Here is a 14367-nt window from a genome sequence, read left to right on the forward strand (position 1 = left end):
TTGTTCGCGCGGTGCTCCGGCACCGCGCTTTGTGTTTGGAAAGATCCCTCATGACCCCTACTCCTCATACCGCCTGGCGCCTGGCGCTGGGCCTGGCCTTTGCGGCCGCCCTGCCCGTTCAAGCCGACGACACCACCCTGACCGGCGACTGGGACGGCCTGCGCCGCGAACTCGACGCGCAAGGTGTGCGCTTTACCGGTGACTACAGCGGCGAGACCGCCTACAACGCCCACGGCGGCCAGCATCGTTCGGCGCGCTACTCGCAAAACATCAAACTCGGCGTGCAATTCGACCTGGGCAAGCTCTACGGTTTCACCAACGGCGACCGCATCCAGCTGACCATCAACGACCGACGCGGCAACAGCGCCTCCGAGGACCTGGTGGGCAACCGCCTGCCGATCCAGGAAAACTACGGCGGCCTCTACACGCGCCTCACCGAGCTGAGCTACGAGCGCACGCTGTTCACCCCGGCGCTGAACCTCAAGCTGGGCTATATGGCCATGGGCAATGATCTCGGTGGCCTGGACAGCGGCATCCTGTGCAACTTCATGAACGCCGGGTTCTGCGGGCATCCGCTGAACATGTCCGGCGGCAGTGGCTGGGCCAACTACCCGAATGCGCACCTCGGTGCCCGGGTGAAGTACGACTTTTCGCCCAACTGGCAACTGCGCGTGGCGGCCTTCAATGTCGACCCGTCCAGCAACGGCAATTCCAGCCGTGCCTGGCACCTGGGACCCAAGCACACCACCGGCACCGTGGTGCCCATCGAGCTTATCTACAAGCATGCGGGCGCACTGCCCGGGGAATACAAGCTCGGGTATTACTACGACAGTTCCGATGTAAAACGCATTGGCAGCAACAAGGACGTCAGCGGGCGCGGCGGTCACTACCTCTTGATCGACCAGACTGTGTGGGCCTCACAATCATCCCAAGGCCGTAGCCTGCACGCCTTCGGCCAGTACTCTGCCGCCAGCCAAGCGGCCTCGCCGTTCACCAAGTGGTATGGCGCAGGCGTGGTGCTGTACAAGCCGTTCGAAGGTCGCCCGCGCGATACCTTCGCCCTGGGCTATGGCCGCGCGGTGCCGAACCCGCGCAGCCGTGATGTGCAAGAGTTGGCTGCGTTCAATGCCGGGGCGTCCTACCCCTCAATCGACAGCGCCGAACAATTGATCGAACTCAGTTATGGCTACCAGGCCACGCCTTGGCTGACCTTGCGCCCGGATGTGCAATACATCATCGAGCCGGGGGCGTTTTCCGGTGAGAGCATCGACAATGCGCTGGTGCTGGGTTTGCAAGTCAAAGCGGTGTTCTAGCTCGCGCCCTGTTGATACTGACGCGGCGTACAGCCAAATTCGCGGCGAAACACCGTATGCAGGTACTGCGCAGAGGTGAAGCCGCAGCGTGCGGCAATGTCGGCGATAGCAAGGCTGTGGTTTTCCAAACCTTTGGCGGCAGCGGCGAGTTTGAAGCGCAAAATCTCATCATGCACGCTGCAGCCACGCGCCTTGCGAAAATGCGCTTCCAGGGACGAGCGGGAAACACCGACATAAGCCGCGACCTGATCGGTCTTGATACCCTGGCAGGCGTACTGGCGGATAAACAACAAGGCCTGCATCACGTAAGGGTTGCCCAGGGGTTGATGCAGGCTGGAGGCCTGCACGTTGATGGCGTCCGGCGGCACCAGCACCTGCGTGCCCGTGCAGGGTTTGCCGTGCAGCATCTGATGCAACAATGCCGCAGCGGTACGGCCCATGGTCTCCGTGCCCTGGATCACCGAACTGAGCGGCACCCGCGTGAGGGTGCGGGTCAGCGGGTCGTTGTCGATGCCGATCAACGCCACCTCCTCCGGCACCGCAATACCCGCCGTCAGGCAGGCTTGCAGCAATTGCCGAGCACGGGCATCGGTCACCGCGATAATGCCGATAGGCTTGGGCAGGCTGTGCAGCCAGGCAATCTGCTGCTCCACCGCGCTGTCCCACAACGGCGCACTGGTGCCCAGGCCGCGATACACCTCTACCTGCAAGCCATCGCGCTGCATCAAGCGGCGAAAAGCTTTCTCACGCTCCTGGGCCCACCGATTGGCCTGGGCTTCGGGCAGGCTGAAACAGGCAAACCGCGTCAACCCCGCCTCCACCAGATGCTCGTAGGCCAGCTTCATCAGGGCATGGTTATCGGTGGCCACATAGGGAATGCCCTTCGGGTACTTGCCCACATCCTCATAAGACCCGCCCACCGCCACCACTGGAACCCGACTGCCGGCCAGCGCCTCGCCAATCAGCGGGTCATCGAAGTCAGCAATGATCCCATCCCCCTGCCAACGCTCGATACCGCGCAGGCGACAGAGGAAGTCCTCTTCCAGGAACAGGTCCCAGGATGCGCGGGTGCTGCTCAGGTAGTTGCCGATACCGGCGATGATGCCGCGGTCGTAGATTTTGCTGCCGTTGAAGAGCAAGGCGATACGGTGAACGGGCGGTAGGGTTTTCATTGTTTTTGTCCTTAGGCCGGTAGGGACAGACTAACCCTCACCACTCAAAATCGCACTACACCTTGGTGATTTTCATAATCAGCCGCCCAGGTGCCATTGCTAGTATCCAGACACCGCTCAGAACAATAAGGAAAACCCCATGCCGTACTTCCCCGGTGTCGAGAAGGTGCGCTTCGAAGGCCCTGCCAGCACCTCTGCCCTCGCGTTTCGTCGCTACGACGCCAACAAACTGATCCTCGGCAAACCCATGCGGGAGCACCTGCGCATGGCCGCCTGTTATTGGCATACCTTTGTGTGGCCGGGGGCGGATATGTTTGGGATGGGGACGTTCAAGCGCCCGTGGCAGCGCAGTGGCGATCCGATGGAGGTGGCCATCGGCAAGGCCGAGGCGGCGTTTGAGTTTTTTTCCAAGCTGGGCATCGACTACTACAGCTTTCACGACACCGATGTGGCGCCCGAAGGCAGCACGCTCAAGGAGTACCGCAATCACTTTGCGCAGATGGTCGACCACCTGGAGCGCCATCAGGAACAGACTGGCATCAAGCTGCTGTGGGGTACCGCCAATTGCTTCAGCAACCCGCGCTTTGCCGCCGGGGCCGCGAGCAACCCAGACCCAGAGGTGTTCGCCTTCGCCGCCGCCCAGGTGTTCAGTGCAATGAATGCCACGCTGCGCCTCAAGGGCGCCAACTATGTGCTGTGGGGTGGCCGTGAAGGGTATGAAACCTTGCTCAACACCGACCTCAAGCGCGAGCGCGAACAGCTGGGGCGTTTTATGCGCATGGTGGTGGAGCACAAGCACAAGATCGGCTTCACGGGTGACCTGTTGATCGAGCCCAAGCCCCAGGAGCCGACCAAACACCAATACGATTACGACAGCGCCACTGTGTTCGGCTTCCTGCATGAGTACGGCCTGGAACACGAGATCAAAGTGAACATCGAGGCCAACCACGCGACGCTGGCCGGGCACAGCTTTCACCATGAGATCGCCACCGCCGTGTCGTTGGGGATCTTCGGCAGCATCGACGCCAACCGCGGCGACCCGCAGAACGGTTGGGACACCGACCAGTTCCCCAATAGCGTCGAGGAGATGACCCTGGCCACCTATGAAATCCTCAAGGCCGGCGGGTTCAAGAACGGCGGCTATAACTTCGATTCCAAGGTGCGCCGCCAGAGCCTCGACGAGGTGGACCTGTTCCATGGGCATGTCGCCGCCATGGATGTGCTGGCCCTGGCGTTGGAGCGTGCGGCGGCGATGGTGCAGGACGACCGCTTGCAGCAGTTCAAGGACCAGCGCTATGCCGGCTGGAGCCAACCATTGGGCCAGGCGGTGTTGGCCGGTGAGTTCAGCCTGGAGTCATTGGCTGAACATGCCTTTGCCAACGCGCTGGACCCACAGGCGGTGAGTGGGCGCCAGGAGATGCTTGAAGGCGTTGTGAATCGGTTTATCTACACCTGACTGTGGCCAGAGATTGCTCCCGCTGGGGCGCGAAGCGGCCCCAAAAAATGGGAGGGCTACGCACTCCAGCGGGAGCAAGCTCCCTCGCCACAAAGAGGATCTTCACCTAGTGTCTTTCCAACAACAATAAAAGGACGCACCACCATGAAGTCATTCAAACCTGCCCTGCTCGCCGCAGCCCTGGCACTGCTCGCCCTGCCGGTGATGGCCGACCCTGCGCACCCCAAAATCGGTTTTTCCATCGACGACCTGCGCCTGGAGCGCTGGTCCCGCGACCGTGATTACTTTGTCGCCGCTGCGGAAAAGCTCGATGCCAAGGTGTTCGTGCAGTCTGCCGATGCCAACGAGCAGAAGCAGATTGCCCAGATCGAAAACCTGATCTCCCGGGGCGTCGATGTGATCGTGATTGTGCCGTTCAACGCCACGGTGCTGACCAACGCGGTGGCCGAAGCCAAGAAGGCCGGGATCAAGGTGGTGTCCTATGATCGCCTGATCCTCAACGCCGACATTGACGCCTATATTTCCTTCGATAACGAAAAAGTCGGCGAGATGCAGGCCAGCGGCGTGTTGCAAGCGGCGCCCAAGGGCAATTACTTCCTGCTGGGCGGCGCGCCGACGGACAACAACGCCAAGGTGCTGCGCGAAGGTCAGATGAAGGTGCTGCAACCGGCCATCGACAAAGGCGATATCAAGATCGTCGGCCAGCAATGGGTCAAGGAATGGAACCCCACCGAAGCCTTGAGCATTGTCGAAAACGCCCTGACCCGTAATGACAACAAGATCGACGCCATCGTCGCCTCCAACGACGCCACCGCCGGCGGTGCGATCCAGGCCCTGGCCGCGCAGAAACTGGCGGGCAAGGTACCCATCTCCGGCCAGGACGCTGACCTCGCGGCGATCAAGCGCGTGATCGATGGCACCCAGACCATGACCGTGTACAAACCGCTCAAGCTGATCGCCACCGAAGCGGCCAAACTTTCGGTGCAGTTGGCACGCAGCGAACAGCCGACCTACAGCTCGCAATACGACAATGGCAGCAAGAAGGTCGACACCATCCTGCTTACGCCGACGCCGTTGACCAAAGCCAACATCGACCTGTTGGAAAAGGACGGTTTCTACACCAAAGAGCAGATCGCCGGGCAATGACCGTGGCCGCCGATTACCTGCTGCAAATGAACGGCATCGTCAAAAGCTTTGGCGGTGTCAACGCCCTCAACGGCATCGACATCAAGGTCAAACCTGGGGAGTGTGTGGGCCTGTGCGGTGAAAACGGTGCGGGTAAATCCACCTTGATGAAGGTGCTGTCGGCGGTGTACCCGCACGGCACCTGGGAGGGGGAAATCCTCTGGGATGGGCAGCCGCTCAAGGCCCAGTCCATCCGCGAAACCGAGGCCGCCGGGATTGTCATCATTCATCAGGAACTGACCCTGGTGCCCGACCTGTCGGTGGCCGAGAACATTTTCATGGGCCACGAACTGACCCTGCCCGGTGGGCGCATGAACTACCCGGCGATGTTGCACCGCGCCGAAGCGTTGATGCGTGAACTCAAGGTGCCGGATATGAATGTGGCGCTGCCGGTGTCGCAGTATGGCGGCGGCTACCAGCAACTGGTGGAGATCGCCAAAGCCCTGAACAAACAGGCACGCCTGTTGATTCTTGACGAGCCCTCCTCGGCCTTGACCCGTGGCGAAATCGAGGTGCTGCTGGACATTATCAAGGGCCTCAAGGCCAAGGGCGTGGCCTGCGTGTACATCTCCCACAAGCTCGATGAAGTGGCAGCAGTGTGCGACACCATTGCGGTGATTCGCGACGGCAAGCACATCGCGACCACCGCCATGGCCGACATGGACATCCCCCGGATCATCACGCAGATGGTCGGCCGCGAAATGAGCAATCTCTACCCCACCGAGCCCCATGAGGTGGGCGAGGTGATTTTCGAGGCGCGTAACGTCACCTGCTACGACGTCGACAACCCCAAGCGAAAGCGCGTCGACGACATCTCCTTCGTGCTCAGGCGCGGTGAAATCCTTGGCATCGCCGGCTTGGTGGGGGCCGGGCGCACGGAGTTGGTGTCGGCGCTGTTCGGTGCCTACCCCGGGCGCTACAGCGCCGAGGTGTGGCTGGAGGGTCAGGTGATCGACACGCGCACGCCGCTCAAGTCGATCCGCGCCGGGCTGTGCATGGTGCCCGAAGATCGCAAGCGCCAAGGCATCATCCCCGACCTGGGCGTGGGCCAGAACATCACCCTGGCGGTGCTCGACACCTACGCGCACCTGACCCGCATCAACGCCGAAGCCGAACTGGGCAGCATCGACCAGCAAATCAGCCGCATGCACCTCAAGACCGCCAGCCCGTCGCTGCCGATCACCAGCCTCTCAGGCGGCAACCAGCAAAAGGCCGTGCTGGCGAAAATGCTGATGACCCAGCCCAAGGTGCTGATCCTCGACGAACCCACACGTGGGGTGGACGTGGGCGCCAAGTACGAGATCTACAAACTGATGGGTGCGCTGGCCGCCGAAGGCGTGTCGATCATCATGGTCTCCTCGGAATTGGCCGAAGTGCTCGGCGTGTCCAACCGCGTGCTGGTGATTGGCGACGGCCAGTTGCGGGGAGATTTCATCAATGAAGGGCTCACCCAGGAACAGGTGCTCGCCGCCGCGCTCAGCCATAACCCTAATGATCGGAAGACCGCGTAGATGAATCAGGTCAAACATCTTTTTACCCGCTACAAGATGCTCGCGCTGGTGATCGCCGTGGCGTTCATCTGGCTGTTTTTCAGTTGGCAGACCGAGGGTGGTTTTCTCACCCCGCGCAACCTCTCCAACCTGCTGCGGCAGATGTCGATCACCGGGATATTGGCGTGCGGCATGGTGCTGGTGATTATCAGCGGCGAGATCGACTTGTCGGTGGGCTCGTTGCTCGGACTGTTGGGCGGGCTGGCGGCGATTCTGGATGTGGTCTATCACGTGCCGCTATTGGCCAACCTGAGCCTGGTGGCGCTGTGCGGCTTGATGATCGGCCTGGCCAACGGCTACATGACCGCTTACCTGCGCATCCCCTCGTTCATCGTCGGCCTGGGCGGAATGTTGGCGTTTCGCGGGATTCTGCTGGGGATTACCGGCGGCACCACCATTGCACCGGTGTCGCCGTCGCTGGTGTATGTGGGCCAGGGGTATTTGCCCCACAGTGTGGGCGCTGGGCTTGGCGTACTGCTGTTCGCACTGACGCTGTTCCTGACCTGGAAGCAGCGGCGCAACCGCGCACTGCATGGCTTGGCCGCGCACGCTTTGGTGCGCGACGTGTTACGTGTGGTATTGATCGGCGCGGTGCTCGCCGGGTTCGTCACCACCCTCAACAGCTACGACGGTATCCCCGTGCCGGTTCTGCTGTTGCTGGTGCTGCTCGGCGTATTCAGCTACGTCACCAGCCAGACCGTATTCGGCCGCCGCGTGTATGCGGTAGGCAGCAATATGGAAGCCACACGGCTATCCGGCATCAACGTGCAAGCGGTGAAACTGTGGATCTTCGGCATCATGGGGGTGATGTGCGCGCTGGCCGGCCTGGTCAACACCGCGCGGCTGGCAGCGGGCTCACCGTCGGCGGGCAACATGGGCGAACTCGACGCCATCGCTGCCTGTTTTATCGGCGGCACGTCGATGCGCGGCGGCTCGGGCACCGTCTATGGCGCGTTGCTTGGCGCGTTGGTGATTACAAGTTTGGACAACGGCATGTCGATGCTCGATGTGGACAGCTACTGGCAGATGATCGTCAAGGGCAGCATTCTGGTGCTGGCGGTGTGGGTGGATGTGAGTACGCGCTCGGGCAGGCGGTAACTCATCCACCAGAGCATCACCGATCACCTGTGGGAGCTGGCTTGCCTGCGATAGCGGCGGGTCAGCCACCTGATGGACCGACTGACACACCGCTATCGCAGGCAAGCCAGCTCCCACATTTGATCTTCATGGCTCCCTCCACATTGATCTCATTTTTCCCTCCGGTTATTGCGGATAAAAACTAAAAGTCCATAATGGACAAATTAGTTTATCCGGAGAGCCCCATGTCCACGACGCCCCTCGTTATCGACCAGGCCCAGGCCCGCACCTTGCTGGCTCAAGTCGACGTGCCTTTGATCCTGCGCAAACTGTTCCGCGACCTCGCTGCCGGGCAAGCGGTGCAGCCGGCGCAACAGCTGGTGGCGTTTCCCAATGGCGCCGGGGACTTCATCAACTACCTGGGCGTATTGGCCAAAGACGGGGTGTACGGGGTCAAGACTTCGCCCTACATCGTGCGTGAACAAGGCCCCCTGGTGACGGCCTGGACCCTGTTGATGTCGATGCACAGCGGCCAGCCGTTGCTGTTGTGCGATGCTGCTGAATTGACCACCGCACGCACCGCCGCCACCACGGCCTTGGCGGTAGATGCGCTGGCCCCGGCGGCGGCGCAACGCCTGGCGATCATCGGCAGCGGCAAGGTCGCCCAGGCGCACCTGCATTATGTGCAGAACCTGCGCGACTGGCAGCAAATCCGCCTGTACTCGCCAAGCCTGGGCAGCGCCAGCGCCGAAACGCGTGCGCAGTTGGCCAGCCTGGACCCGCGCCTGAGCCTCGTCGCAAGTTGTGAGGCCGCCCTGGAAGACGCGGATGTGATCCTGCTGTGCACCTCCTCCGCCGGGCCGGTCATCGACCCCTCGCGCCTGAGCAAACCCGCGCTGATTACCTCCATCAGCACCAACGCGCCACGCGCCCATGAAGTGCCGCCCCGCTGCCTTAACCAGATGCACGTGTTCTGCGACTACCGCCAGACCACCCCGGATTCGGCCGGTGAGATGCTGATCGCCAGCGAGCGGCACGGCTGGGACAAACGCACGATTGTCGGCGACCTGCCCGAATTGTTCAGCGACATGGCCCAACGCCCCGACTACGATCGTCACGTCTTTTTCCGCTCCATCGGCCTGGGCCTGGAAGACATCGCGCTGGCCAATGCCCTGTACCAACGCCAACGCTAATCAGGAGAGTGTTATGCACCAGGCAGACTTCATCATCATCGGCGGCGGCATTGCCGGCGCGTCCACAGGGTTCTGGTTGTCGCGGCACGGCAAGGTTCTGGTGCTGGAGCGTGAAAATCACCCGGCCTATCACTCCACCGGGCGTTCGGCGGCGCTCTACACCGCCGCGTATGGCACCCCGCAAGTGCGGGCGCTGACCTTGGCCAGCCGGGCCTTCTTCGACCAGCCACCCGCAGGCTTTTGCGAACACCCACTGCTGACGCCCCGGGGCGAAATGACCGTAGATTTCAACGGTGACCCGGCCGAACTCGACAGCCAGTACCTGAGCGCCAAGGCCACCGTGGCGCAGGTGCAGCGCCTGACGGTCGATGAAGCCTGTGCACGCTTGCCGATCCTGCGCCGTGAAAAAGTCCACGGGGCAATCTACGACCCCACCGCTTGTGACATCGACACCGACGCCCTGCATCAAGGCTACCTGCGCGGTATCCGCCGCAACCAGGGCGAAGTGCGCACCGACAGCCATGTGCTGGGCTTGAGCCGCGACGCCGATGGCTTGTGGCAGGTGCGCACCCAGGATGCAACCTTCACCGCGCCGGTCATCATCAACGCCGCCGGTGCCTGGGCCGACCATATCGGCGGGCTGGCGGGCGCAGCGTCCATCGGCTTGCAGCCCAAGCGCCGCTCGGCCTTTGTCTTTGCTGGCCCCGAGGGCATGGACAGCCACGACTGGCCGATGCTGGTGGCCCTCGACGAAGCGTTCTACATGAAACCGGATGCCGGCATGTTCCTCGGCTCGCCGGCCAACGCCGACCCGGTAGAACCCCAGGATGTGCAACCCGAAGAGCTGGATATTGCCATGGGCATTTACCAGATCGAGGAAGCCACCACCCTGACCATCCGCCGCCCCACGCGCACCTGGGCCGGGCTGCGCAGTTTTGTGCAGGACGGTGATTTACTGTCGGGCTTTGACCCGCAAGTACCGGGACTGTTCTGGGTGGCAGCGCAAGGCGGCTATGGTATCCAGACCTCACCCGCCATGGGCCAGGCAAGCGCCGCCCTGGTGCGCGGCGAACCGCTGCCGGAGGCACTGACCCGGTTCGGCCTGGACGCTGGTATGCTCTCCCCGGTCCGCCTGGAGCCCCATTGATGAACACCGCCGAACAAGACAAGGTCATGCAGAACTTCCGCGCGATTGCCGATGCAATCGCCACGTTGTTCTTTCCCCATGCAGAAGTGGTGCTGCATGACCTGCGCACGCAAACCGTGGATTACATCGCCAATAACCTGTCCAAACGCAGCCTGGGTGACGACTCGTCCCTGGAGGACATGCTCGACGGTGACGTCAGCGAGGTGAATATCGGCCCTTATGAAAAGCTCAACTGGGACGGCCAGAAAATCCGCAGCCTGAGCACGGTGCTGCACGACCACAAAGGGCTCAGGCTGGCTGTGTTGTGCATCAACCTGAATATTTCAATGTTCGAAACAGCCAAGGCGGCGCTGGATTTATTCCTGTCGCCAAGCAAGCTGATCGCACAGCCGGACGCGCTGTTCCGCGATGACTGGCAGGAACGCATCAACACCTTCCTGCATGCCTGGCTGCGCGAGCGTCAGTTGAGCCTGAACCTGTTGACCCGCGACCACAAACGCGAACTGGTGCTGGCGCTGCATGCCGAAGGCGCATTCAAGGGCAAGAGCGCCTCCAACTATGTGGCCAATGTGCTGGGCATGGGGCGAGCGACGGTCTACAAGCACTTGAAGGAACTCAAGGGTTGAGCCCTTTCTGACCACGGCGCCGATTCCCTGTGGGAGCTGTCGAGCCCCGGCGAGGCTGCGAAGGGGCCGGCAAGGTCAACATTTGCATCACCTGACCCATCGCTTTCGCAGCCTCGCTAAAGCTCGACAGCTCCCACATTGACCGTGTCTTTGCATCAGTCGCCGTAGATATCGGCCTTGAAGTACCGCTGTGAAATCTTCTGGTATTCGCCACTGGCGCGAATGCCGTCGATCGCCGCATTCAATTCGCTGACCAACTCGCCATTGCCCTTGCGTACTGCAATGCCGGCCCCCTCACCCACGTATTTCGGGTCTTTGAGCTCCGGGCCGACAAAGGCATAACCCTGCCCGCGCGGCATCGACAGGAAGTCGCTCAGGGGGATGGTGTCGGCAAAGATCGCATCCAGGCGCCCCGCTGCCAGGTCCATGTAGATTTCTTCGTTATTGCTGTAGCGCTTGACGTTGATGCCCTTGGGTTCGAACACCTCGGTGGCATAGCGGTCGGTGGTGGTGGCGCGCTGTACACCGACGTTCTTGCCCTTGAGGCTGGCGTACTGATCATCCACCACGGCGCCGTCCTTCATCACCAGGCGCGACGAGGTGAAGTAGTACTTGTGGGTGAAATCCACCGACTTCTTGCGGTCTTCGTTGATGGTCATGGACGACAACGCCATGTCGATCTTCTTGACCTTGAGGGACGGAATCAGCCCGTCGAACTCCCCTTCGATCCACACGCACTTGACCTTCATTTGCGCGCACAGGGCGTTGCCGATGTCGTAGTCGAAACCCACGATCTTGCCGTCACCGGTCTTGGAGGCGAACGGTGGGTAAGCCGCCTCGATACCGATACGCAGGGTTTTCTCGGCGGCCAGCAGGTGGCTGGAAGCAAACAGGCTCAGGGCCAGGGCGGGAAGGAGATGGCGTTTCTTCATGGAGGGGTTCTCGCAAGTTGTTGTTGGTTTGGCAAGAGTGAAGAAAAACGTGCAGCAGCTATTTTGTACTTATAATTCCATACTGGACTTTTATGTGTTTCACCGTCAACAGGCAAAAAAAATGTGGGAGGGCTTGAGCCTTCCCACATCAGATCCAGCAGCACAGCTTAAACCTTACTTGGACACCGGCATTGCAAACTCCGCGCCCTGCTCGATGCTCTCCGACCAGCGTTGCATGATCGACTTCTGCTTGGTGTAGAAGCGCACACCCTCGGTGCCGTAGGCATGCATGTCACCGAACAGGCTCTTCTTCCAGCCACCAAACCCGTGCCAGGCCATGGGCACCGGGATCGGCACGTTGATACCGACCATGCCCACCTCGATACGCCGCGCAAACTCACGAGCAATGTTGCCATCGCGAGTGAAGCAACTGACGCCGTTGCCAAACTCGTGGTCGTTGACCAGCTTCACCGCTTCGGCAAAGTCGTTGACGCGCACACAGGCCAACACCGGGCCGAAGATTTCTTCGCGGTAGATGCTCATGTCCTGGGTCACGTGGTCGAACAAGGTCGCGCCAAGCCAGAAGCCGTTTTCCAGGCCGGGTTCGGTGGGCACGTAGTCACGGCCATCGAGCAGCAACTGCGCGCCGGCGTGTACACCCTGCTCAATGTAGCCACTGATGCGTTCCAGCGCGGCCCGCGACACGATCGGGCCCATCTCGGCTTTGAGATCGCGGCCATCGGTGATGCGCAGCAACTTGGCGCGTTCGATCAAAGCGGCGATCACTTTGTCGCCCACATCACCCACCAGCACCGCCACCGAGATCGCCATGCAGCGCTCGCCGGCACTGCCGTAGGCGGCGCCCATCAGCGCATCCACGGTGCGTTCGATATCGGCGTCGGGCATCACCACCATATGGTTTTTCGCCCCGCCCAGGCCTTGCACGCGCTTGCCGTTGCGGGCGCCGCTCTCGTAGATGTATTGGGCAATCGGCGTGGAGCCGACGAAGCTCACGGCCTTGACGTCCGGGTGTTCGATCAGCGCGTCCACCGACTCTTTATCACCCTGCACCACATTGAACACGCCCTTGGGCAGGCCGGCTTCATGCAGCAACTCGGCCATGAACAGCGACGCGCTCGGGTCAGTCGGGCTGGGCTTGAGGATAAAGGTGTTACCCGCCGCAATAGCGATGGGGTACATCCACATCGGTACCATCACCGGGAAGTTGAACGGCGTCACGCCGGCGACCACGCCCAGCGGCTGGCGCATCGTCCAGTTGTCCATGCCACGGGAGACCTGGTCGGAGTGTTCGCCCTTGAGCAGGTTGGGAATGCCGCAGGCAAATTCGAGAATGTCGATGCCACGGTCGACTTCGCCCTGGGCATCGGTGAATACCTTGCCGTGCTCGGCGACGATGATGCGCGCCAGGTCGTCCTTGCGTTCGCGCAGCAGGTGCAGGTATTGGAACAACACGCGGGCGCGACGGATCGGCGGGGTGTCGGCCCAGCCGGCAAACGCAGCCTGGGCGGCGGCGACGGCTTCGGCCACGGTCTGGCGGCTGGCCAGGGCCACACGGGCGGTGACTTCACCGGTGGCCGGGTTGTAGACGTCCTGATAACGGTCATCGCGGCTGACGCGCTGGTCGTTGATGTAGTGCTCGATGGTTGCAGTCATGGCAGTCGATCCAGATGGGTGGCGTTGGTCCACACGATAGGCTTTCGCTTTGTTCCGAACCAGAGCAGAATCCAGAACTTATTGTCCTTATATGCGAACAATACACCCATGGAAAAGGCTGAGATCGAAGGGTTGTGGACCCACATTCACTGGCTGTCAGTGCTGGAGGAACAAGGCACCTACACCGCTGCCGCCGCGCGCCTGGGGGTGAGTAAATCGGCGGTGAGCCAGCGCATTTCCGACCTGGAAAAGGCCACCGGCACGCGGCTGGTGACGCGCACCACCCGCAGCGTGCGGCTGACCGATGCGGGGCTGTCGTTGACCCGCGAAGTACGCAGCGCCTACGCGCAGATCGCCCGCAGTTTTTCCTCGGTGCGCGACTCGGTCGGGGAAATACGCGGGCTGGTGCGCCTGACCGCCCCCGTGGCGTTCGCCCGGCAACAACTGGTGCCGCACCTGTCCGGCTTTTTGCAGCTGTACCCTCAGGTGCGTATCCAATTGGACGTCTCCGATGCCTTGAGCTCATTGGCCGCCGAGGGTTACGACCTGGCGGTGCGCCACGGCTTCCAGGTGCCCGAAACCCACGTGGCCTGGAAGCTGTGCGACACCAACTCGGTACTGGTCGCCACCCATGACTACCTGCAACACCACGGTGAACCCCGCGAGCCGGGCGACCTGTCGGCCCACAACTGCCTGTTTTACCCACGCGGCACCGACCAGCCCGCCTGGACCTTTGAACGCGGCAGCCAGCCCCTCGAGCGCCTCACCGTGCCTATCGCCGGCAGCTTCGCCACCAATAACAGCGAAGCCTTGCGCGACGCCGCACTCAACCACCTGGGCATCGCCCTGCTCCCGGACTTCAGCGCCCAGGCGGCGCTGGCCGCTGGCAAAGTGGTGCAGGTATTGAAGGACTGGACACTCAAAGGCGCATTTGCCGATGAGATTTACCTGATTCGGCCCTACTCACCCCATGTGCCCAAGTCGGTGAGTGCGTTGGTAGCCTACTTGAAGGCGCAGCTGTCGGGCGGGTTCCAATAGGTGG

The 14367-nt window shown here is 61.8% G+C and carries 12 protein-coding genes; 9 read left to right on the plus strand and 3 right to left on the minus strand.

The annotated features are described in order from the left end of the window. Window positions 1-50: 50 nt before the first annotated feature. Window positions 51-1313, plus strand: a complete 1263-nt coding sequence (locus AC07S6_RS05210) for a carbohydrate porin (RefSeq protein WP_495111857.1) — start codon at window positions 51-53, stop codon at window positions 1311-1313. Here AC07S6_RS05210 and AC07S6_RS05215 read toward each other — a convergent pair. Beyond that, the gene (locus AC07S6_RS05215) at window positions 1310-2485 is read right to left on the minus strand and encodes a XylR family transcriptional regulator (RefSeq protein WP_198861901.1); all 1176 of its coding nucleotides are present in this window, start codon (window positions 2483-2485) and stop codon (window positions 1310-1312) included. The two genes, AC07S6_RS05210 and AC07S6_RS05215, sit on opposite strands and share 4 nt — an antisense overlap. A 139-nt stretch (window positions 2486-2624) precedes the next feature. On the opposite strand from AC07S6_RS05215, the gene xylA reads away from it, so the two are divergent. The 7 genes from xylA to AC07S6_RS05250 all read left to right on the plus strand — a co-directional run bounded on the left by xylA (window position 2625) and on the right by AC07S6_RS05250 (window position 10719). Further along, the gene (xylA, locus tag AC07S6_RS05220; RefSeq protein WP_495111858.1) at window positions 2625-3941 is read left to right on the plus strand and encodes a xylose isomerase; all 1317 of its coding nucleotides are present in this window, start codon (window positions 2625-2627) and stop codon (window positions 3939-3941) included. Between the two features lie 144 nt (window positions 3942-4085). Beyond that, complete coding sequence (gene xylF, locus AC07S6_RS05225) at window positions 4086-5087, plus strand: D-xylose ABC transporter substrate-binding protein (protein WP_103452539.1); 1002 nt, start codon at window positions 4086-4088, stop codon at window positions 5085-5087. After that, on the plus strand, window positions 5084-6637 hold the full coding sequence (xylG, locus tag AC07S6_RS05230; RefSeq protein ID WP_495111859.1) for a D-xylose ABC transporter ATP-binding protein: 1554 nt from the start codon (window positions 5084-5086) through the stop codon (window positions 6635-6637). The genes xylF and xylG overlap by 4 nt, the downstream gene beginning before the upstream one ends. Next, window positions 6638-7774 carry a sugar ABC transporter permease gene (locus AC07S6_RS05235; protein WP_106118377.1) on the plus strand — a complete coding sequence of 379 codons (1137 nt, stop codon included), beginning with the start codon at window positions 6638-6640 and terminating at the stop codon, window positions 7772-7774. 224 nt (window positions 7775-7998) lie between these two features. Further along, window positions 7999-8946, plus strand: a complete 948-nt coding sequence (locus AC07S6_RS05240; protein ID WP_495111860.1) for an ornithine cyclodeaminase family protein — start codon at window positions 7999-8001, stop codon at window positions 8944-8946. Window positions 8947-8959: 13 nt separating this feature from the next. Next, window positions 8960-10093 carry an NAD(P)/FAD-dependent oxidoreductase gene (locus tag AC07S6_RS05245; RefSeq protein ID WP_495111861.1) on the plus strand — a complete coding sequence of 378 codons (1134 nt, stop codon included), beginning with the start codon at window positions 8960-8962 and terminating at the stop codon, window positions 10091-10093. Continuing rightward, complete coding sequence (locus tag AC07S6_RS05250) at window positions 10093-10719, plus strand: helix-turn-helix transcriptional regulator (protein ID WP_495111862.1); 627 nt, start codon at window positions 10093-10095, stop codon at window positions 10717-10719. The genes AC07S6_RS05245 and AC07S6_RS05250 overlap by 1 nt, the downstream gene beginning before the upstream one ends. A 155-nt stretch (window positions 10720-10874) precedes the next feature. Here AC07S6_RS05250 and AC07S6_RS05255 read toward each other — a convergent pair whose 3' ends face one another. Beyond that, window positions 10875-11651, minus strand: coding sequence for an ABC transporter substrate-binding protein (locus AC07S6_RS05255; protein ID WP_495111863.1), 777 nt, complete (start codon window positions 11649-11651; stop codon window positions 10875-10877). A gap of 174 nt (window positions 11652-11825) precedes the next feature. Beyond that, complete coding sequence (locus AC07S6_RS05260; RefSeq protein ID WP_495111864.1) at window positions 11826-13325, minus strand: CoA-acylating methylmalonate-semialdehyde dehydrogenase; 1500 nt, start codon at window positions 13323-13325, stop codon at window positions 11826-11828. Window positions 13326-13433: 108 nt separating this feature from the next. On the opposite strand from AC07S6_RS05260, the gene AC07S6_RS05265 reads away from it, so the two are divergent. Beyond that, on the plus strand, window positions 13434-14363 hold the full coding sequence (locus AC07S6_RS05265; RefSeq protein ID WP_038449788.1) for a LysR family transcriptional regulator: 930 nt from the start codon (window positions 13434-13436) through the stop codon (window positions 14361-14363). Window positions 14364-14367: the final 4 nt, after the last annotated feature.

Source organism: Pseudomonas sp. GW821-FHT07B01 (assembly GCF_059419065.1).

Excerpts from the sequence above, each read along its gene's own strand:
- AC07S6_RS05210 (WP_495111857.1), top strand. The coding sequence starts at position 51 with ATGACCCCTACTCCTCATACCGCCTGGCGCCTGGCGCTGGGCCTGGCC.
- AC07S6_RS05265 (WP_038449788.1), top strand. The coding sequence starts at position 13,434 with ATGGAAAAGGCTGAGATCGAAGGGTTGTGGACCCACATTCACTGGCTG.
- AC07S6_RS05260 (WP_495111864.1), bottom strand. The coding sequence starts at position 13,325 with ATGACTGCAACCATCGAGCACTACATCAACGACCAGCGCGTCAGCCGC.
- AC07S6_RS05240 (WP_495111860.1), top strand. The coding sequence starts at position 7,999 with ATGTCCACGACGCCCCTCGTTATCGACCAGGCCCAGGCCCGCACCTTG.
- xylG (WP_495111859.1), top strand. The coding sequence starts at position 5,084 with ATGACCGTGGCCGCCGATTACCTGCTGCAAATGAACGGCATCGTCAAA.
- xylA (WP_495111858.1), top strand. The coding sequence starts at position 2,625 with ATGCCGTACTTCCCCGGTGTCGAGAAGGTGCGCTTCGAAGGCCCTGCC.
- AC07S6_RS05250 (WP_495111862.1), top strand. The coding sequence starts at position 10,093 with ATGAACACCGCCGAACAAGACAAGGTCATGCAGAACTTCCGCGCGATT.
- xylF (WP_103452539.1), top strand. The coding sequence starts at position 4,086 with ATGAAGTCATTCAAACCTGCCCTGCTCGCCGCAGCCCTGGCACTGCTC.
- AC07S6_RS05235 (WP_106118377.1), top strand. The coding sequence starts at position 6,638 with ATGAATCAGGTCAAACATCTTTTTACCCGCTACAAGATGCTCGCGCTG.
- AC07S6_RS05245 (WP_495111861.1), top strand. The coding sequence starts at position 8,960 with ATGCACCAGGCAGACTTCATCATCATCGGCGGCGGCATTGCCGGCGCG.
- AC07S6_RS05215 (WP_198861901.1), bottom strand. The coding sequence starts at position 2,485 with ATGAAAACCCTACCGCCCGTTCACCGTATCGCCTTGCTCTTCAACGGC.
- AC07S6_RS05255 (WP_495111863.1), bottom strand. The coding sequence starts at position 11,651 with ATGAAGAAACGCCATCTCCTTCCCGCCCTGGCCCTGAGCCTGTTTGCT.